Genomic DNA, 17,761 nt, shown 5'->3' with positions numbered 1-17,761 from the left:
CGCTAAACGAACACTAAACCAAGCCCTGCTTAATCACGGGCCTCGAGTTGCTCGATCCAATAGCGCGCATCAGCGCTCGACTCAACTTGCCCGAGTTCAGCATTAGTAAAGATATCAACCATCCGCTTAATCGCCAGTATATGGCCACTCTCGGCCGCCTGACGATAGTATTTCAGTGCCTTAACAGGGTTAGCCGAGTAGGTCTGATAGCCTTCTTCAAATACTTTAGCCATCTGATAGGAGGCTTTGCTATCGCCTTTATCTGCCGCCCGCTCAAGATAGATAACGCCTTGAATTCGATTCGTCAGCCCCTCGCCGCGAAAAAACAACAGATGGCCATACACCGATAATGCCCGCACACTGCCATAATCGGCAGCATAGCGAAATAACTTCATCACAAAGCGGTGCTTCGTATGTGAGCGCTGCAGCAAGGGCAAGTGAAATAACCGTAGTGCAATCCAACCGAGTAGCGGCGCCATCAGTGTCATTAACAAACGCATGTGAATACCTTATTTGAATACATGAGATGATCAATAATAAAAGCAACACCCTATCAGATATTGCTAATATTTAAACCGTAAACACACGGGCTGATGGCCGATTTAGCGCGATAAACTCAACCGCTGGATCACGGCATAGATATCTCGCAATCGGATCGTTAAATCTACCGCACATCAGCGCATACTGAGACTTGCTATAAGTTGATGATTGCGCTTAAATCATCATCAGTTTAGATATAGAAATCCTTTTTTTTATACCCGAAAAGAATAAGATTAAACTATTTAATAAGCCGTTTAAGCGTGGTCGATCAGGTTATTAACTAACGCAGCAGCGGCCCATGATCAATCGTTACTGGTACCTATATGAAAATATTTGAAGATAACTCCCTAACGATCGGTGAAACACCACTGGTCCATCTTAACCGCCTTGCCCCTGGCAAAAAAATCTACGCCAAGCTGGAAAGCCGTAACCCGGCCGGCTCAATTAAGTGCCGCATCGGAGCCAATATGATCTGGGCCGCCGAAAAAGATGGCTCACTCAAACCGGGCATGACACTGGTTGAACCCACCTCCGGTAATACCGGTATTGCCCTCGCTTTTGTAGCAGCCTCACGTGGTTATCAACTTAAACTGACGATGCCCTCATCGATGAGTATCGAACGACGTAAGCTGATGAAAGCTCTCGGCGCGGATATTGTCCTAACAGAACCGGCTAAGGGCATGAAAGGAGCGATCGATAAAGCGCTGGAAATTGTTAACAACGATCCCGATAAACACCTCATGCTGCAACAGTTCGAGAATCCAGCTAACCCGCAGATTCATGAACAAACCACCGGCCCTGAAATCTGGAATGATACCGATGGTCAAATCGATATCCTCGTGGCTGGCGTTGGCACCGGTGGCACCATCACTGGGATCTCTCGTTACATTAAACAGCAACAGAAAAAAGCGATCATCAGCGTCGCTGTTGAACCGACCGCTTCACCGATTATCACTCAAGCAATCAATGGCGAAGAACTCACACCCGCGCCACATAAAATTCAAGGTATCGGCGCCGGCTTCGTACCTAAAAACCTCGACCTTTCACTGATTGATCAGGTGGAACAAGTGAGTAATGAAGATGCCATCGAAACCGCGCGTCAATTGATGCTAAAAGAGGGAATTCTGGCAGGTATCTCTTGTGGTGCCGCGCTTAATGCCGCTATCAAGGTCTCCGAACAACCCGGTAATGATGACAAGATGATCGTCGTTATCTTACCGGATTCCGGCGAGCGCTACCTGTCAACGGTGTTATTTGAAGGTGCCTTCAGCGACAACGAAACCGTACAATAAACGTTGATCTATAACGAAAAAACCGGGCCAAGCCCGGTTTTTTTTAGCGTTAACATGAGGGCATTATCTGCCGATCATGATGTATCTTAAGAAACCATTTTACGGATTTCATCATGGCTTGGAAACGTTGATAGATGATCAACGAAAACCCGACCGTCACTGAGTTGCTTGACTGTGTACCAACGAGCCTTACGCTCATCACCATCAAAGTGTCCATCCACTTCGAAGTTTTCACCATCAACGCCCAGTACTGCAATTGTTCTTTGTATTGCCTGTTTTTCCATAGTCGGCCCCACTTTTTAGTTGCACTTTACTTTTTCAGCCCTGCGGTGACGTTCATCTACGTGAACTATCACACCGAGGACTACCGCTTTTATCTCTAAATTGATCTGAATACATCTATCAATTAAGTTTAGTCTATTTAGTCAATTTGACAAACGCGTGACAACGGGACCGTCGTGTCTAAGGAAGGTGCGAATAAGTCAATTCCGCCTCTGGCTGACAGAGAAGCTGGAGATCAAGGCAACCGTTACAGGCATACTGGTTGTACGTCGAAAAATGTTAACGCTGAGATCCTGCTTCTCTGAAAGCCCCGAAGGGCGGATATTAGAATGGTCATCTACTTTGTCAGCCAGCTTGAAAAGGTGCAGATATTTCGCTGCACTGGCTTTCGCGCATCTGGCCATTCTAATGCCCGCAGAGAACATAACGGGCTTATTCGCACCTTCCCGAAAGTACGTCCCTTTAAACCAGTTTTTCCAACCACGCTACCGAGGGGGCAAAAAAAGCCTGCCCAGTTAATGCCTGCGTGTAATCCATCAAGTGATCATGATGCCCTTCACCATCACCGATAATCATACTTTCAAGCATTTTAGTGAAAGGCTCGGGCGAGCAGCCGTAAGCGATAAACATCAGGCCTCGCTGAGATAAATCGCCATAAGGCATACTGTGACGCAAAATTTCGATCGAGCGACCCTCGGCATCTTTTAACGAGGTACGCTTAGTATGTGCAAAGGCAGCTTTATCCGCGCTGGCATATTCTTGATTATCCGCTTTCGTTCGGCCGAAAATATCTTCCTGTTGCTTCACGCTGATGTTATTCCAAGCCTCAAGATCATGTTCATAGCGCTGCAGATGAAGATAGCTGCCTCCCGCAAAATCAGGGTCGTCATCCCCCACCACCGCGACACCGATACGATCCTCGCCTTGCGGATTTTCCGTCCCATCCACGAAGCCGGTTAAATCCCGCATCTCGAGATAGCGAAAGCCATGCATCTCTTCGACTAAGGAAGCATCACTGCCTAACCGCTGAGTTAACATAACACTGGCTTGATAATTAAGATCATGACGCTCAGAACGGATATGTAATAACAGATCAACCGGAGTATGAGGGGCGTTAATCGCGCCGTTTGAACAAGCAGGAAACGCACTCAGCTCAGCGGGACGTTGTGTCGGGCTTAATTGATCCCAATATTCGCTGCCAATGGCAACGGTGATATGCAGATCGGCCTCAGGATACTGCTGACGAAACTGAGCCTCCGTGGCAGGGATCTCCGCTAACACCTGACGTAAATGCGCCACCGCCGCGGCTGAACGAACGATATTTAGGGTAATAAACTGAGCATCGGTGTTGGCTTCAGCAACCACGCCGGACTGAAAGAGGGTCATACTGCACTCCATGGTAGATATCAATTTCATCAGTATATGAATCTATTGACGGAAAGTAAGTATTGCAGCTCAATCGTGTCAATAAAGTGCTAATTGGCTCAGGAGAAAGCTAACAACTAACGGTAGAGCTGTGCTGTGCCATATTTTAGTTCTAACGCTAATCGCTCTTTTCGGGGCAAGCCCTTAACCACGAGGCCATAAGATTGATCAATCATTCGCTGCAGTTCGCCCGCGGGGATACTGCCATCGAGCAGTACCGTATTCCAGTGACGCTTATTCATATGGTAACCCGGTAACACGGCACTGAAGATATCTCTTAACATCTGCGCTTCAGTCGGATCACACTTGAGATTCATCCGTGCGATATCGCCCTCAACCGATAAGGTAGCAAACATCTTATGACGGATTTTCATTACCGCAATATGGGGATAAAAAGGAAAGTCTTCCCACGCCTCAGGACGACTCAGCATATAGCTGCGCGTGGTTCGATAATCCATAGACGCTTACCTCATGAGTTTGAATGATCACCGCTTGCCACAGGACGCTGCGGATCACAAATCCACTCACTCCAAGAGCCCGGATAAACCCGCGCACCCGACAAACCGGCATGCTCCATCGCTAACAAGTTATGACAGGCGGTTACCCCTGAGCCACAATAATGAGCGACCTGCTGCGGCTCATAGCCATCGATCAAGAGACACCACTCCTGTTGCAATGCCTCCACCGACTTAAACTGCCCTGTCGCACTCAAGTTTAACTGTAGTGGCCGATTCACCGCCCCAGGAATGTGTCCGGCGATCGGATCGATCGGCTCCTGCTCGCCACGGTAACGCTCTGCCGTGCGCGCATCGATCAGCAAGCCTGTCGCGGCAAACTCACTCACCTGCGATAAGGGCAGTATCATGCTCTCATCCGGCTCACCGGTGAAGCGCGTCGCGCTCAGCGGTGCTATTTGATCGGTGACCGCGTAACCAGCCGACAGCCACGCCGGATAACCTCCATCCAATACGGCTACCGCCTCATGCCCTAGCAGGCGCAACAACCACCATGCCCGTGCCGCCATCGCCCCACCACAATCATCATAAACAACCACCTGAGTGATTGTGGTGACACCACATTTGCCGAGCGTTGCCCGCAGTTGGGTAAAATCAGGCAGTGGATGACGACCACTCGATGGCGTTATCGGCGATGAAAGCTCCGTTTCAAGATCGATAAACACGGCACTCGGAATATGTCCTTCGCGGTAGTATCGACGCCCCTGATGCGGATCTAACAACGCTGCACGGCAATCCAATACCACCGTCGTCATATCCGGCTTATTTAACCGCTCAGCCAAAGCTGATGCTGAAATCAGGGTCTTGAACATCGATCCTACTCCTTTTATTTCAATCCGCTTTAGCCTAACAGGCTGCCGAGTTCTTCACGTAGCAAATCAAGTTCATTCTGCGCTTTCTGCTTGGCTTTCTTCTTTAGCTCAGCGACTTGCTGTTCTTTTTCAGCGATTAATAAGGCCGCTTCTTGCGCTTGATCTGTCGCATTATTAACGCGATCGAGTAACGGCTTCAGCTGCATCAGAATAGCACGACGACGTCCCTCTTCTGCCCGCGCAAGTTGTTCAGCGGATTGCTCTTTCTCTTGTTTGACTACCGCCTGCTGAGTCGTTTCACCCTGCCAACTCAATGGTCGAATACCGACAGCAACGCGTGCTTTTTCGAGCATCGGCGTGGCATACTGACGCGCCTTATCAGCCCCCTTAAGCAGCTGCGCTTCGACATACCCGAGATCACCCGTCAGACGGTTATACTCTTCTCGGGGTTGAGCCAGATAGTTATCTAAATATTCAAATAGCTCTTTTTTCGCATCTCCCCAGCCAATACCATTTTCAAACTGAGTGCGCATCTGAGCCTGTTCGGCGACTGAGGCAAAATTGCTGTACAACTGAAAGATGGTGCTGTTATCGGCATCTTTTGGTTCGCCGGGCTGACGGGCATCGGTTTTGATCTGCTTGATCAATTTATACAGCTCATCCGTGTCACTAAACAACGGAATCGTGTTGTCATAACTCTTCGACATCTTACGGCCATCTAGGCCCGGAATTAGTTGAGTCTGTTCATCAACCTGAGCCTCTGGCAGATTAAATAAGGTGCCGTAGGTGTGATTGAAGCGACCGGCAATATCTCGTGCCATCTCAATATGTTGAATCTGATCCTTACCCACCGGAATAATATCGGCATTAAACATCAGAATATCGGCGGCCATCAGAATCGGGTAACTGAATAATCCCATGGTGATATCATCATCGTCTTGACGTCCCGCCTCACGGTTAATATCGACCGATCCCTTGTAAGCGTGAGCACGATTCATGAGCCCCTTAGAGGTCATGCAGGTAAGAATCCAGGTCAACTCAGTAATTTCAGGGATATCCGTCTGACGGTAGAAGGTCGCCTTATCGATATCCAAGCCTAACGCGAGCCAAGTCGCGGCGATTTCACGGGTCGAGCGGGCAACGCGATCCGGATCATGACATTTAATCAACGCATGAAAGTCGGCGAGAAAGAAATAGCTATTATTATTGCTATTTAGGCTGGCCTCTATCGCGGGCTTAATGGCACCGAGATAGTTGCCAATATGAGGAGTACCCGAGGTTGTAATCCCCGTCAGAACGGTCTGTTTAGTCATTTGATTATCTTTTATACTGAAGCGAACGAAAATTGCGCTCTATAATACAAGAAAATAAGCCCTATCGCCTAGTAATCACGGTTGAGATGAGGCCAAGGGTTTTTTCAAACGCTCAACGGTGGTACAAATAGCCATCTCTTATGTAAGGAATCACTATGTCATCGCTTATCCCTTCCTGTATTGTGCTCGGCTCATTACTGATCACCCTATTCCTGATGATACGCCGCGCGCCGGATCATCGACCTGGGACCATCGTCAACAATATTATTATGACGGCACTCTGTTTTGTCGGCGGTATGCTGGTATCAGCTATGTATACCCGAGCGGTCGGTAACGTCAGTGCAAACCCCTATATTATCGCCATACTGGTCGCCATCGGTACCTTCGGTTCGCTAGCCATCTATATCAAACTGGATGAGAAACAAAAACTTAATCGCAATACGACGATCCCCTCCAGCCCCACCGATCGCAGTAAACCCAACTAAATCGCAGCCAACGAGAATTGACAAAACACGCATCCTGACCAAGACTAAATCCATTCAAACTCACGCGATCAACAGAGGTTGTGATGGACAGATCAACACACACACTCAACGCCTTGTTTTCACAGTTGGGAATGCCTAGCGATGATGCCTATATTGATCAATTTATCCGTACGCACACGCTATTTAGTCAAGATATTAAACTCAATGAAGCGACCTTCTGGAGTGAGAGTCAGGCCAATTTTATCAAAGAGTGCTTAGACTTTGATTCCGATTGGAGCGAAGTGGTCGATGATCTAAATACTCGACTACATGCTTAAGCCTCTAGGTTATGCAGCGAGAACCACGCTATCACCCTAATAAACAGAACTAATCGGGCCTGCTCTTTCCAGAGTGGGCCTTTTTAGTTTAGGATCAAAGCATCATCAGACAATGACACGAAAACATTATGCTACTGGTTATCTCACCCGCAAAAAACCTTGATTATGATACCCCGGCGATCACCGAACGCTATACGCAGCCGCAACATCTAGATCAATCCAAACAGCTGATCGACACACTGCGCAGCTATTCTGTTCAGGCAGTTGCTGAATTAATGAAACTCAGTGACAAGCTAGCGGCACTGAACGTGGCCCGTTATGAAAGCTGGTCCGAGCCCTTTACGCAAGACAATGCCAAACAAGCCTTGCTGGCCTTTAATGGTGATGTCTATAGCGGCCTAAACGCGACAGATTTCAACGCTGACGATCTAACGTTTACACAACAACATCTGCGTATTTTGTCTGGGCTGTATGGCGTACTTAAGCCCTTAGATCTCATGCAACCTTATCGTCTAGAAATGGGCACCAAACTCAACAATGCCCGCGGTAAAGATCTGTATACTTTCTGGGGGGATATCGTTACCGAAGATCTGAATCAGACCATGGCCGATGATGAGACGCCGATACTGATTAATCTCGCCTCTAATGAATACTTTAAATCGGTCAAACCTAAATCCTTAAACGCCCGTATTATCACCCCGGTGTTCAAAGACTGGAAGAATGGGCAGTATAAAATCATTAGCTTCTACGCGAAAAAAGCACGCGGTTTGATGTGTCGATATGCGATTAAAAACCGCATAGTCGATGCCGAACAGTTGAAGCAGTTTGATCTAGACGGTTATCAATATGATGCAAGCCAATCACAAGGCGATACTTGGGTATTTACGCGTCAACAAGCTTAAGAAGGTGCGAATAAGTCAATTACGCCTCTGGCTTTCGCGTATCTGGCCATTCTCATGTCTGCAGAGAACATAACGGACTTATTCGCACCTTCCCTTAAACAGCTAGCCCTATTTTAAAACCAAAAAAACGCAGCTCATTCATCATGGCTGCGTTTTTCGTCATGGGTCAAAGACTCAAGCGCCATTCAGCACTCGAGCCTGATGCCTTTAAGGCTGTTGAATCCCTTCAATCACCCAATTTGTATCCGATCCATTCATCTCCCGACGAAGATGCCAGATTTCGCTAAACTCGGTCGCTTCCTGCGTATCTTCTTTCAACCAACCATAAAAGTTAATCGAGGCGATCACATGATCACCATTATCGATAAAGTTCGCCAGTTCAGCCATAACAGACACCACTTCGGTGTGCTGACTGCCGGTTTGCTTCGCGCGCTCTTGTTGCAGTTGAGTCAACAGTTCGGCAGTGGTGTAGGTTTGAATATCATCCCAATCACTCTTATCCCACGCCTGCTGCAGATGACTAAAATGCCCCTTGGCCCCTTCCAAGAAGGCGGCTTCATTAAACCACTCGGGCAGCTCAAATTCATTGGCGCTGAAACTAAATCCACCACTCGCGGCTGACGGTTCGTGCTGATAAGCGGGCGTTTCAACCTCTGCGGATGCTTCAGGCATTTGACGCTGCTGCGGCGTGGCATACTGCGGCTGAGCAGGTTTCTTCATCGCCGAGAATATCTTCACAGCGGCAAAAATCAGGATACCGATTAACAAAATATCCATAAACTGAATACCGTCAAACGCCCCACCCATAAACAGTGAAGCGAGCAATCCACCGGCTAATAGGCCACCCAACATGCCGCCAAAGCCGCTACGACGAGGCTGACCCGCTGCTTTTGCACTACTTCCTGTTGGTGCGGCTTTTTGCTGCGTTGGTGCTGCAGGTTGAACACGTTTAGGGGTTGAATAGGATTTACCAAAACTAAAACCACCACCCAATCGTTTCGCTTCAGCATCAGGGATAATCAGACCAAAACTGATAATCAGTGCAAAAAATGAAACCAACAGTGTACGCATAGAAACTCCTTCACTTTAGTGAATCACTCAGCCGCGTTCAGTGAGGCCGGTGACTTTTTCTCATTATGCTGACGACCGGTAATGATCGCCAAATAGATGCCGCTGAATATTAGCCCGAACCCTATAAAATGGAAAGCTTCGACGGCTTCATTGAGAAAGATAACCGATAGAATCAAACCAAACGGCGGCAGTAGATGAATAAATAAGCCCGCTTTGGCTGCCCCGAGCTCAGCCACACCTCTATTCCAAAAGATATATGACAGTATCGACGGACAGATCGCCATATAGACGATCACCGATACCGTCTGAACGTTCCAAACCGGTCTAGCACCTAAGAGAAACTCCCACAGCATAAAGGGAAATAATACGATAACCCCCACAATCACGGTCAAGCCGAAAAATGTAAATCCATCCAGCTCGGTGGGTTTTAAGCGCAGCATCACCGAATAAGCCGCCCAACTGAGCACACCGGCAAGAATCCAAAGGTCACCCTTATTAAAGGTAAACGTCAGTAACGTCTGCAAATCCCCCTGAGCCACCAGCATAATAACCCCGGCCAAGGAGATAAAAACGCCCAACCACTGCCGCCGCATAACCGTCTCACCCAAGAATACGGATGTCATCAATAGAATAATAATCGGGATAGCCGATTGCATCAGGGTGGCATTGGTTGCCTGAGTCGTCTGTACGCCTAGATAGATAAACGAATTAAAACAGACCACACTCAATAAGGATAACAGCAGCAGAATCGGTAGATTAGCGCGAATAACCGGCCACTTCCGACGAATACGCGGTAACACGAACGGTAGAATAATCAGCAGGGCCAACCCCCAGCGCATAAAAGACATGGTTAAGGGGGGGAAATCATCATGAATACCGCGCGCAGTAACAAAGTTGCCGGCCCAGAAAAGTACCGTCATGGTCAGAAAGAAATAAGGCATTAGATTCGCTTCAGTAGTTTAGCCAACAAATTATGACTCGGCTCTTCGCCGGTCTGTAGATAAAAGAGAATATTATAATTATTGATACTCCAACTCATCTGATTACTCGCTTCAGCGAGGCCGCAAAACAGCACTTCATCACCCTCCTGCAGCACCATCAGTTCGCCAGGCAGTAGTTTAATCTCGCCATCGCGTCGAAACATCAACGGAAAACAGGGCAGTTGAGTCTTACGATGACGCGGATCTTTCATCAGATTACTGAGCTTAACCTCAATACCTTCCGCCGTAATCGCACAGATGGCCGGCGTCATCACAGGGCCCACGGTGATAGACCAGCTATCGAGTTCTTCATCGGAGGCCACACTACTCATCCGATTAAGCAATGTATGCGCCCAAACATCATCTTGTTGCTTCATTTGTGCAATAAAAACAGACAATAAAGGCGTTTTGAGCTTCACTAAAATCCGATTAGCGATAATCCGCCCCGGCTCCATAATAAAATCGGCTTTAGAGTGCTGATAGATCAGCGTATTGCTATTCAAGTTCTGTCGTACCACGGTAATCAGTTTCGGATTTAACTCCCGCGCCGTCATCATAATCGAGAGATTATCTGCATCATTATCGGTGCCGGCAATGATACCGACCGCCTCATGAATACCCGCCATTTGCAGTGTTGCAGCCTCTGTGCCTAAGCCTTTCACCGTATTGGGGTAACCTTGTAACTGCAAAACATTATCGTCCAGCAGTACAATTTCAACATCATGCTTAGCAAACTCCCGATACAGCGCTTTACCAAAGCGACCTAAACCACAAATTATCCATCGTCCACTGGCTTTCTTATAAGCACTGGAAAGTGGCCGATGAAAGGGATTCACGAGCCAATCATAGACTAGATGCATATAGGGTGCGTGCGCCGCCAATGATAAATACTCAGCATAATCCTTAAACGGATCGATAATATGATCGGTCCCGAAAGAAGCCAGATTACGGGCATTAACCTCCGACTCCGTGCGACTCACCACGATACGTTTGGGCTGCAGTAGTTTACTCGCAATCGATATCGATAAATTCACATTATCATCGTTCGTCAACGCCAGCACACCAATACAGTCAGGATGCTGTAAGCCCGCATCATCGAGCACCTCGGGTAACGACGCATCGGCACACAAGCCCGGCACTCGGAGTACTAAGCCATTAATTTCTAGCTCATCAATACGTTCCTGATCGATATCGATCACCACCGAACGTACCCCACGATCGCACAATTTTTCAACGATAGCGCTACCAGTAATGCCATAACCACACACCAGATAGAATGGCTCATTGAAGCGCTTCACTTCATTCGCGAATGAGCGACTGCGCAGCATCCGTCGAAACACAGGCTCTTGAAACAGTGATAACAGTGAGCCGATACAATATAACCAAGCAATCACCGTGCCGTAGATCGTTACCAGTGTCCAAGCCCGCTGCGCCGCGGTGAAAGCATAGGGGATCTCACCAAAACCGATGGTCGATCCCATAAAGCTGACAAAGTAGATGGCATGGAAAAAATCCATTCGCCAAGGATTGCCCTGATCATCCTGACCGGGAATCATGACGAAGCCCAAAATCGAAATCGAATAGATAACAATCAGCGTTATCAACGGATGACGCAGGCGACGTAACATAAGGTAGAAGATATCGTTCATAACGATAGACGCTTAACGGCGTACAACAATGGTCTCAACCATCAACAGAATCACCGAAACGATGTTGGCTAGCAACGCCCCCCCCGACATCGAAACCACACTGCTGAACATTTCGTTGGTCACCCCATTAGCGGATAACTGAGCCCCATAGCCCCATATCAGAGCGGCAATGACTAACTGCATATCTGCCACCAAACTGGTAGCCATCATCAAGGCTCCCAGATGCGTCCGATCACCAAACTTAAGCATGGTACAGATAATGCTCACAACGATCGCGGCAAAAAACTCATAGACATTGTGATGTGCCGGATCATCGATGTCGCCAATAAAAAAGCCGAAGTTCATGGTTAAGGCGAGTACGATAAAGAAAGCGTAAATAACCTTTTCGCGATTCATAGAATCCATCCATCGAGTAAAAAAACAGTTATAACAACAAAAACTTATCGTGATGATTGTAAAACATCACGAGTCAATAAAGAAACAATCGAACCGAGTTGAAAAATATCTGTCCAACGCTCTGTTCATCATGGCTCTATATAACCAGAAAGCAATGATATATAAAAGAAAGAGGTAACCAGATGAAACCGCTAAGGCCGATGACGGCGCTAACGATGACATCGCGGGGCAGCCTAAGCAGAACAGCGTCAATATCAGCAGACGCTCGGTCTGCATTTTTAACTACCGCATTGATATCCAGAGGTTTGAGTATATGCGCGACACGCTAAACCATAAGCGTTTTGTTTACACGCTTTTCATACTGTTCTTGTTCACCGCTAGCCATGTTTCTGCCGCCGTACAAAAAAGCCCCACCGATCAGCGCGATTATCTAACATTTACGCTACCGAATGAGATGAAAGTGTTAGTCATCTCTGACCCGACCACCGATAAAGCGGCCGCCTCGGTCAATATTAATATCGGTTCAAATGCAAACCCGAAACATCGCCTCGGGCTGGCTCACTTTCTCGAACACATGCTCTTCCTCGGAACAGACAAATACCCAGAAGCTGGCAGCTATCAAGAATTTATCAGCAATCATGGCGGTAATCACAATGCCTTTACCGCGTTTGAAAACACCAACTATTTTTTCGACATTAAAGCCGATCAATTAGCACCGGCACTGGATCGCTTTTCACGTTTTTTTATCGAACCCCTGTTTGCTGAGAAGTATGTCGATCGTGAACGTCATGCGGTCAACTCAGAATATCAATCTAAGTTACGAGACGATGGTCGGCGTGGATACTCCGCAAGTAAACACCTGATGAACGCTGAACACAGCATGAGTCAGTTTGCTGTCGGTAGCTTAGCAACGCTCTCCAATAAAGATGGCAAGCTACGTCAGGACCTCATCGACTTTTATCATCGCTACTATTCTGCCAACCTGATGTCCGTGGTGGTACTCGGCCCAGCCTCGGTAAACGACTTAAAAGCGCTGGTTGAAGAAAAATTCTCAGCGATCAAAAATAACCACGCCACGCCATTTATATCGGCTGTACCGCTCTATCAAAACTTACCTCAACAACAAAATATCAAAACGCTGAAAGATCTACAGCAGCTCAGACTCACCTTTCCCATACAGGCGACTCGAGAATATTACCGCGAGAAACCCGTACACTTTATCGCCTCAATGCTGGGGTATGAAGGCAAAGGCAGCCTATTCTCAACCCTTAAATCAAAAGGTTGGGTGAATAGCCTTAGCGCGTATCAGGGGCTCGATCTGCCCGATCAATCAACGATTGAGCTATCAATCTCGTTAACCGATGCCGGACTCAAGCAATACAATCAAGTGATCGAAACCACCTTTGCCGCGATTCAGTTACTCAAGCAGCAAGGTATTTCTGCGGCGCTCTATCAAGAAGAGCAAAAAATCAGCGACATCAGCTTCCGCTTTAAAGAACAATCTGAGCCTATTCATGAAGTCGTCCGTCTATCGCAAAATTTACTACGCTATCCCGCGGCTAACGTGATTAGCGCGGACTATCTGATGGAAAAATTTGCACCATCGCTCATCAATCAGATCCTCGATCAGATGAACCCCGATAATCTACTGATTACCCTACAGGCAAAATCACTTAACACCGATCAACAGGACCCTTGGTTTAACGCGCATTACAGCATTGAAGCTATCTCATCAGATCGCCTACAACAGTGGCGACAGCCTGAGATGTCTTCGTCGCTTCAGGTGCGTCAGCTCAATCCCTATATTGCCGATGATTTCAGCCTTAAACCGATTGATCATGCACAGCAATCGCCACAACGACTGATGCAACGAGACGGCTATTCCCTCTGGCATCAGCAAGATACTACGTTCAAACTACCGAAAGCCGATTTCTTCTTCTCGGTGATCTCCGCGCAGGCCAATCAAACGCCGAGCAATGCGGTAATGACCGCGCTGTATACCAAACTGATTAATGATCAGTTAAATGAGACCCTCTATGATGCCGCGCTCGCTGGCTTAAATACCCGTATCTACCCCCATATGCGAGGCTTCAGCGTGCGTATCTCGGGTTATGATGATAAACAGCCGCAATTGTTAAACACGCTGATATCCAGCCTGCAACAGGCACAATTCGATCAACATAGCTTTGCTCGCATTAAAGAAAAATATACTCAAGAACTGGAAAACAGTCGTAAAGATAAGCCTTTCAATCAAACCATCGGCGAACTGTATAATCTGTTACTGCAAAGCTGGAGCAGCAATAAAAAACTAGCCGCCTTAGAAGAGGTAACGCTGAATAAACTGAATGGGTTTATCCCAACGCTATTGAATCAGATCGAGGTGCGCATACTCGCCCATGGCAACTTAACCCAAGCAGAAGCCTTACAGATGGCGCAAACCGTGCAAACAGGGCTGCCCTCAAAAGCGATCTCAGATAGCGATTATACACTGCCGGTGATTCTGTTACCGAAGGCAAAAGCGCTGACTCAAACCTTACCGCTAGAGCATAACGACTCGGCCATCAGCGTCTACTTTCAGGGTGATAGCAGTACCATGCAACGCCGTGCAGAGTATGCCTTACTCGCCGAAATACTATCGGCTCCGTTTTACAGCGATCTACGCACCGAACAGCAATTAGGCTACATCGTCTTTGCGACAGCATTACCGATGCGACAAGCTCCGGGCCTAGCGTTTGTAGTGCAATCACCCAACACCAATCCTCTCGGCCTCGAACAACAGATCGATCGTTTCATCGAAAACATGGCTGCAACCTTAAGCACGATGGATAATCAGCAACTCGCGGCCTTTAAGCGCAGTGTGATCTCCCGCATCAATCAAAAGGAAAATCGTATGGGGGAACTCAGCGAACGCTACTGGCAGGAGATCGATCGGGGAGAACTCGACTTTGATAGCCGAGAACGTCTCACACAGGCGATTGATAGGCTCACACTCACAGGGTTAAAAGCAAGCTATCGGCAGCTAACACAGCGTCGCCTCACGGTTCGTTCGTTTGGCGAACAGCAGCGTGACGGGGTCGATCAACACGCTCTCGAACAGCTGTGTGATACCGAGATAGCCGAGCTAAAACAGGCCGCTCAATTTGTCCCTGAGGTTTGAATCTGACGATCAATAACCCTGCGTGAGCGGGGTTTATGTTCTTTAGGTTGTTCAATCTCGATGCCTTCACACTGTGACAGTGAATCATCCAGAGTACACTCGATCTCCAATTGATCTCGCGCAATCTGTGCAAAAATCTTATCTTCACCGGTTAACGGCGCGATGCTCTGTTGCGCACTAATGACCCGTTCTACGGGGGCGGGTTCACTATAGGGCACCACGGTCGGCGGCGGCAGTTGACGCTCCGCTATCGAGTAAGGCTTGATTTCAATCATCGGTTCACTATCGACAAAACCACGCCGTCGATAACGATAAACACTCTCTGGATCAACCGGCGAATCAATATGACCCGCCGCTTGAATCACTTCATAATCAATCGGATCGATCAGATCTTCTTTTCTGTCGGCCATCACCGCAAAACTAACCGTCAACACGCTCAGTGCTAATGCTTGAATGGCCACAAAACGATTCATCAATACACCTCATCCATCGGATAGATCGCTTCCGCATACAGCGCTAACTCCTCAAGAATCTCTTTATCTGAGGCCGATAGATCGGGCTGCTGATACAACTCATTCAACTGTTTGAATAACTCAGTCATGGTCAAATATCCGCCATTATTCGGCCCCAACAAGCGCAACTGCCGGAACTCTTCCCAGCGAGCTCGCTCTTCTTCATTGAGGCTGTAGGGATAGTTACGTGCACGATAGCGCAGAAACATCTCCTCTAAACGCGTATCTTGAAACGCTAAATCCAACAGACCCAACTCATCCGGCGATGTCGTTCTGATGATATCCATCGCCTTCTTATCGGTATCCGTGAAGAAACCACCACTATAAAGCATATGATCGGGATCAAAATCGTCTTCAAAATCGCTCGCTGAAAAAACCTCGGCAAGTTTCTGCTTGAGATCGGCACTATTACGTAACAACGCCAGATGTGAGCGACACAGATCACCGGAAATATTTAAACGTTCAGCTTCTACTGCGGTTAACATCGAGGCGGGTGCAATAATGGGCGACTTATTAACATGAATCTGCTTCAGTGGTATACGCTGCTCGCCCTCGGCCAGATCCTCCGTGCGGGTATATATCAGGCGACGAACCTCATCCACCGGCAAGGTGAGCAATGGTGTTGGATCACAACGAAGGTCAAAGGCCAGTACCGCGTTTTTATTCACCGGATGATGAGCCAACGGTGCCACTACCGCCGCATTACCCCATTCGGAGGGGAACATCGCCGAGATATGCAGCACCGGCTTCATGCTCATCACATCCAGTAACCCCTGAATAGTGACTTTATCTCGATGATTTAGCGCATACTGATATAACTTTGGCTGCCGCTCTTTGACCAGACGCGCCATCGCAATGGTCGCATACACATCCGCCAACGCATCGTGCGCATGACCATGATCGATACCGTTAGCCTTAGTCAGATCTTCCAAGCGCATACTCGGACGACCATCTTCATACACCGGCCATTCAATGCCCTCTGGGCGTAACGCTCGAGTCAGCCGCAGCATATCGATAATATCCCAACGGGAACAACCGTTCTGATACTCACGCCCATAAGGATCGTAAAAATTACGATAGAGCGCATAGCGCGTAATCTCATCATCGAATCGAATACTGTTATACCCCACGCTACAGGTGCCGGGCCGCGCTAACTGCTCATGCACTAAGGCCATAAACTCAGCCTCACAATAGCCCTCTTGCAAGGCTTTTTGCGGTGTAATGCCGGTAATCAAACAAGCTTGAGGGTGCGGTAACAAATCTTCTGCCGGCTTACAATAAAACATCACCGGTTCTTCGATGATATTCAGCTCCTGATCGGTTCTGATACCGGCAAATTGCAACGGTCGATCACGTTTAGTATCCGCGCCAGATGTTTCATAGTCATGCCAAAAAAAAGTAGGGGTGGAGGATGCCGCCATGCTATTCGCCTTTCTACCGGGTTACCGGCTAATGCTTTTGATCAATGGGTTTCATTTTCAAGCCCCTTATAATAGCCTATCAACAGTCAATTCCTATCGCAGCCGGAGCCCTTATGCTTCACGACCCTAAAGATACCACGCTTACCTGCCCTTGTGGTTCGAATAAGCCATTTTCATTCTGTTGTGAACCCGCTATCGAGGGACACAAACCGGCCAGCACCGCTGAAGCATTAATGCGTTCACGTTACACGGCCTTTGTCCTCGGCGCCGTTGATTACCTTATCAATAGCACCGCCGCTGAACAGCGGCATCCTGATGATGCGGCCCTCATGAGTGAACAGATAAAGGCCACTACTTGGCTGGGGCTGAAAATCCTTAACACCGAGGCGGGTCAGGCCGATGATGAGGAAGGCGTGGTTGAGTTTATGGCACATTTCGAGACCGCCGAACAGAAAGCCGACCTGCATGAACGTTCCTACTTTCGAAAACAGGGTCATCACTGGGTATATGTCGATGGTGAAGTCGATATAATCAAACAAGAATAAATAAATTCCTACCACGATAACTCACTGTAAAGCCCCACAGACAGGCCAATAGACTCAAGTGTCACCATCAACAGACACATTTCTTTTCGTTCAAGGCTTTTCCTGTCACCGCAAACGCCGGTAGAATACGGGCTTTTGCCACAACGA

The 17,761-nt window shown here is 47.9% G+C and carries 18 protein-coding genes; 6 read left to right on the top strand and 12 right to left on the bottom strand.

Annotated elements, in window-relative coordinates; translation table 11 throughout:
- Positions 1 to 29: 29 nt before the first annotated feature.
- Entirely contained in the window at positions 30 to 500 is a 471-nt protein-coding gene (locus Q4488_RS05990) for a tetratricopeptide repeat protein (RefSeq protein WP_303579557.1), read from the bottom strand.
- Between the two features lie 363 nt (positions 501 to 863).
- On the opposite strand from Q4488_RS05990, the gene cysK reads away from it, so the two are divergent.
- Positions 864 to 1,832, top strand: a complete 969-nt coding sequence (gene cysK / locus Q4488_RS05985) for a cysteine synthase A (RefSeq protein ID WP_303579556.1) — start codon at positions 864 to 866, stop codon at positions 1,830 to 1,832.
- Between the two features lie 86 nt (positions 1,833 to 1,918).
- On the opposite strand, the gene Q4488_RS05980 is transcribed toward cysK, so the two are convergent.
- The 5 genes from Q4488_RS05980 to Q4488_RS05960 all read right to left on the bottom strand — a co-directional run bounded on the left by Q4488_RS05980 (position 1,919) and on the right by Q4488_RS05960 (position 6,179).
- The gene (locus Q4488_RS05980; RefSeq protein WP_303579555.1) at positions 1,919 to 2,116 is read right to left on the bottom strand and encodes a hypothetical protein; all 198 of its coding nucleotides are present in this window, start codon (positions 2,114 to 2,116) and stop codon (positions 1,919 to 1,921) included.
- A gap of 460 nt (positions 2,117 to 2,576) precedes the next feature.
- Positions 2,577 to 3,500: a Dyp-type peroxidase gene (locus Q4488_RS05975; protein ID WP_303579554.1), complete on the bottom strand. Its 924-nt coding sequence runs from the start codon at positions 3,498 to 3,500 to the stop codon at positions 2,577 to 2,579.
- Between the two features lie 116 nt (positions 3,501 to 3,616).
- Complete coding sequence (locus tag Q4488_RS05970) at positions 3,617 to 3,997, bottom strand: MmcQ/YjbR family DNA-binding protein (protein ID WP_303579553.1); 381 nt, start codon at positions 3,995 to 3,997, stop codon at positions 3,617 to 3,619.
- A gap of 11 nt (positions 3,998 to 4,008) precedes the next feature.
- Positions 4,009 to 4,866, bottom strand: coding sequence for a sulfurtransferase (locus Q4488_RS05965; RefSeq protein ID WP_303579552.1), 858 nt, complete (start codon positions 4,864 to 4,866; stop codon positions 4,009 to 4,011).
- A 29-nt stretch (positions 4,867 to 4,895) separates the two neighbouring features.
- Positions 4,896 to 6,179, bottom strand: coding sequence for a tryptophan--tRNA ligase (locus tag Q4488_RS05960; RefSeq protein WP_303579551.1), 1,284 nt, complete (start codon positions 6,177 to 6,179; stop codon positions 4,896 to 4,898).
- Between the two features lie 155 nt (positions 6,180 to 6,334).
- On the opposite strand from Q4488_RS05960, the gene Q4488_RS05955 reads away from it, so the two are divergent.
- The 3 genes from Q4488_RS05955 (at position 6,335) to yaaA (ending at position 7,883) form a co-directional block, all read left to right on the top strand.
- Positions 6,335 to 6,664: a hypothetical protein gene (locus Q4488_RS05955; RefSeq protein ID WP_303579550.1), complete on the top strand. Its 330-nt coding sequence runs from the start codon at positions 6,335 to 6,337 to the stop codon at positions 6,662 to 6,664.
- 83 nt (positions 6,665 to 6,747) lie between these two features.
- A complete protein-coding gene (locus Q4488_RS05950) occupies positions 6,748 to 6,981 on the top strand; it encodes a DUF2789 domain-containing protein (protein ID WP_303579549.1) in 234 nt (77 codons plus the stop codon).
- A gap of 128 nt (positions 6,982 to 7,109) precedes the next feature.
- Positions 7,110 to 7,883 (top strand): peroxide stress protein YaaA, encoded by a 774-nt coding sequence (yaaA, locus tag Q4488_RS05945; protein WP_303579548.1) that lies wholly within the window; start codon positions 7,110 to 7,112, stop codon positions 7,881 to 7,883.
- Positions 7,884 to 8,090: 207 nt separating this feature from the next.
- On the opposite strand, the gene Q4488_RS05940 is transcribed toward yaaA, so the two are convergent.
- The 4 genes from Q4488_RS05940 to Q4488_RS05925 are packed head-to-tail and all read right to left on the bottom strand — an operon-like array spanning position 8,091 to position 11,979.
- Entirely contained in the window at positions 8,091 to 8,954 is an 864-nt protein-coding gene (locus Q4488_RS05940) for a Tim44 domain-containing protein (protein ID WP_303579547.1), read from the bottom strand.
- A gap of 23 nt (positions 8,955 to 8,977) precedes the next feature.
- Complete coding sequence (locus Q4488_RS05935) at positions 8,978 to 9,895, bottom strand: DMT family transporter (RefSeq protein WP_303579546.1); 918 nt, start codon at positions 9,893 to 9,895, stop codon at positions 8,978 to 8,980.
- Positions 9,895 to 11,583, bottom strand: coding sequence for a TrkA family potassium uptake protein (locus Q4488_RS05930; protein ID WP_303579545.1), 1,689 nt, complete (start codon positions 11,581 to 11,583; stop codon positions 9,895 to 9,897). Before Q4488_RS05930 ends, Q4488_RS05935 begins: the two co-directional genes overlap by 1 nt.
- A gap of 12 nt (positions 11,584 to 11,595) precedes the next feature.
- On the bottom strand, positions 11,596 to 11,979 hold the full coding sequence (locus Q4488_RS05925) for a DUF6394 family protein (protein WP_303579544.1): 384 nt from the start codon (positions 11,977 to 11,979) through the stop codon (positions 11,596 to 11,598).
- Between the two features lie 313 nt (positions 11,980 to 12,292).
- Between Q4488_RS05925 and Q4488_RS05920 the strand changes: the two genes are divergently transcribed.
- Positions 12,293 to 15,136: an insulinase family protein gene (locus Q4488_RS05920; protein WP_303579543.1), complete on the top strand. Its 2,844-nt coding sequence runs from the start codon at positions 12,293 to 12,295 to the stop codon at positions 15,134 to 15,136.
- On the opposite strand, the gene Q4488_RS05915 is transcribed toward Q4488_RS05920, so the two are convergent.
- Positions 15,115 to 15,609, bottom strand: a complete 495-nt coding sequence (locus tag Q4488_RS05915) for a hypothetical protein (RefSeq protein WP_303579542.1) — start codon at positions 15,607 to 15,609, stop codon at positions 15,115 to 15,117. The two genes, Q4488_RS05920 and Q4488_RS05915, sit on opposite strands and share 22 nt — an antisense overlap.
- Complete coding sequence (gene sbcB, locus Q4488_RS05910) at positions 15,609 to 17,069, bottom strand: exodeoxyribonuclease I (protein ID WP_303579541.1); 1,461 nt, start codon at positions 17,067 to 17,069, stop codon at positions 15,609 to 15,611. Before sbcB ends, Q4488_RS05915 begins: the two co-directional genes overlap by 1 nt.
- 113 nt (positions 17,070 to 17,182) lie before the next feature.
- On the opposite strand from sbcB, the gene Q4488_RS05905 reads away from it, so the two are divergent.
- Complete coding sequence (locus tag Q4488_RS05905; protein ID WP_303579540.1) at positions 17,183 to 17,614, top strand: YchJ family protein; 432 nt, start codon at positions 17,183 to 17,185, stop codon at positions 17,612 to 17,614.
- Positions 17,615 to 17,761 lie beyond the last annotated feature (147 nt).

This window comes from Amphritea sp. 1_MG-2023, from assembly GCF_030547545.1.
In the GTDB taxonomy this organism is placed as follows: Bacteria; Pseudomonadota; Gammaproteobacteria; order Pseudomonadales; family Balneatricaceae; genus Amphritea.
The sequence above is the reverse complement of the archived record's forward strand: the minus strand, read 5'-3'. Positions and strand labels throughout refer to the sequence as shown.

What these genes read in the sequence shown, in the direction of transcription:
- Q4488_RS05990 (WP_303579557.1), bottom strand. Translation starts at nt 500, where the DNA reads ATGCGTTTGTTAATGACACTGATGGCGCCGCTACTCGGTTGGATTGCA.
- cysK (WP_303579556.1), top strand. Translation starts at nt 864, where the DNA reads ATGAAAATATTTGAAGATAACTCCCTAACGATCGGTGAAACACCACTG.
- Q4488_RS05980 (WP_303579555.1), bottom strand. Translation starts at nt 2,116, where the DNA reads ATGGAAAAACAGGCAATACAAAGAACAATTGCAGTACTGGGCGTTGAT.
- Q4488_RS05975 (WP_303579554.1), bottom strand. Translation starts at nt 3,500, where the DNA reads ATGACCCTCTTTCAGTCCGGCGTGGTTGCTGAAGCCAACACCGATGCT.
- Q4488_RS05970 (WP_303579553.1), bottom strand. Translation starts at nt 3,997, where the DNA reads ATGGATTATCGAACCACGCGCAGCTATATGCTGAGTCGTCCTGAGGCG.
- Q4488_RS05965 (WP_303579552.1), bottom strand. Translation starts at nt 4,866, where the DNA reads ATGTTCAAGACCCTGATTTCAGCATCAGCTTTGGCTGAGCGGTTAAAT.
- Q4488_RS05960 (WP_303579551.1), bottom strand. Translation starts at nt 6,179, where the DNA reads ATGACTAAACAGACCGTTCTGACGGGGATTACAACCTCGGGTACTCCT.
- Q4488_RS05955 (WP_303579550.1), top strand. Translation starts at nt 6,335, where the DNA reads ATGTCATCGCTTATCCCTTCCTGTATTGTGCTCGGCTCATTACTGATC.
- Q4488_RS05950 (WP_303579549.1), top strand. Translation starts at nt 6,748, where the DNA reads ATGGACAGATCAACACACACACTCAACGCCTTGTTTTCACAGTTGGGA.
- yaaA (WP_303579548.1), top strand. Translation starts at nt 7,110, where the DNA reads ATGCTACTGGTTATCTCACCCGCAAAAAACCTTGATTATGATACCCCG.
- Q4488_RS05940 (WP_303579547.1), bottom strand. Translation starts at nt 8,954, where the DNA reads ATGCGTACACTGTTGGTTTCATTTTTTGCACTGATTATCAGTTTTGGT.
- Q4488_RS05935 (WP_303579546.1), bottom strand. Translation starts at nt 9,895, where the DNA reads ATGCCTTATTTCTTTCTGACCATGACGGTACTTTTCTGGGCCGGCAAC.
- Q4488_RS05930 (WP_303579545.1), bottom strand. Translation starts at nt 11,583, where the DNA reads ATGAACGATATCTTCTACCTTATGTTACGTCGCCTGCGTCATCCGTTG.
- Q4488_RS05925 (WP_303579544.1), bottom strand. Translation starts at nt 11,979, where the DNA reads ATGAATCGCGAAAAGGTTATTTACGCTTTCTTTATCGTACTCGCCTTA.
- Q4488_RS05920 (WP_303579543.1), top strand. Translation starts at nt 12,293, where the DNA reads ATGCGCGACACGCTAAACCATAAGCGTTTTGTTTACACGCTTTTCATA.
- Q4488_RS05915 (WP_303579542.1), bottom strand. Translation starts at nt 15,609, where the DNA reads ATGAATCGTTTTGTGGCCATTCAAGCATTAGCACTGAGCGTGTTGACG.
- sbcB (WP_303579541.1), bottom strand. Translation starts at nt 17,069, where the DNA reads ATGGCGGCATCCTCCACCCCTACTTTTTTTTGGCATGACTATGAAACA.
- Q4488_RS05905 (WP_303579540.1), top strand. Translation starts at nt 17,183, where the DNA reads ATGCTTCACGACCCTAAAGATACCACGCTTACCTGCCCTTGTGGTTCG.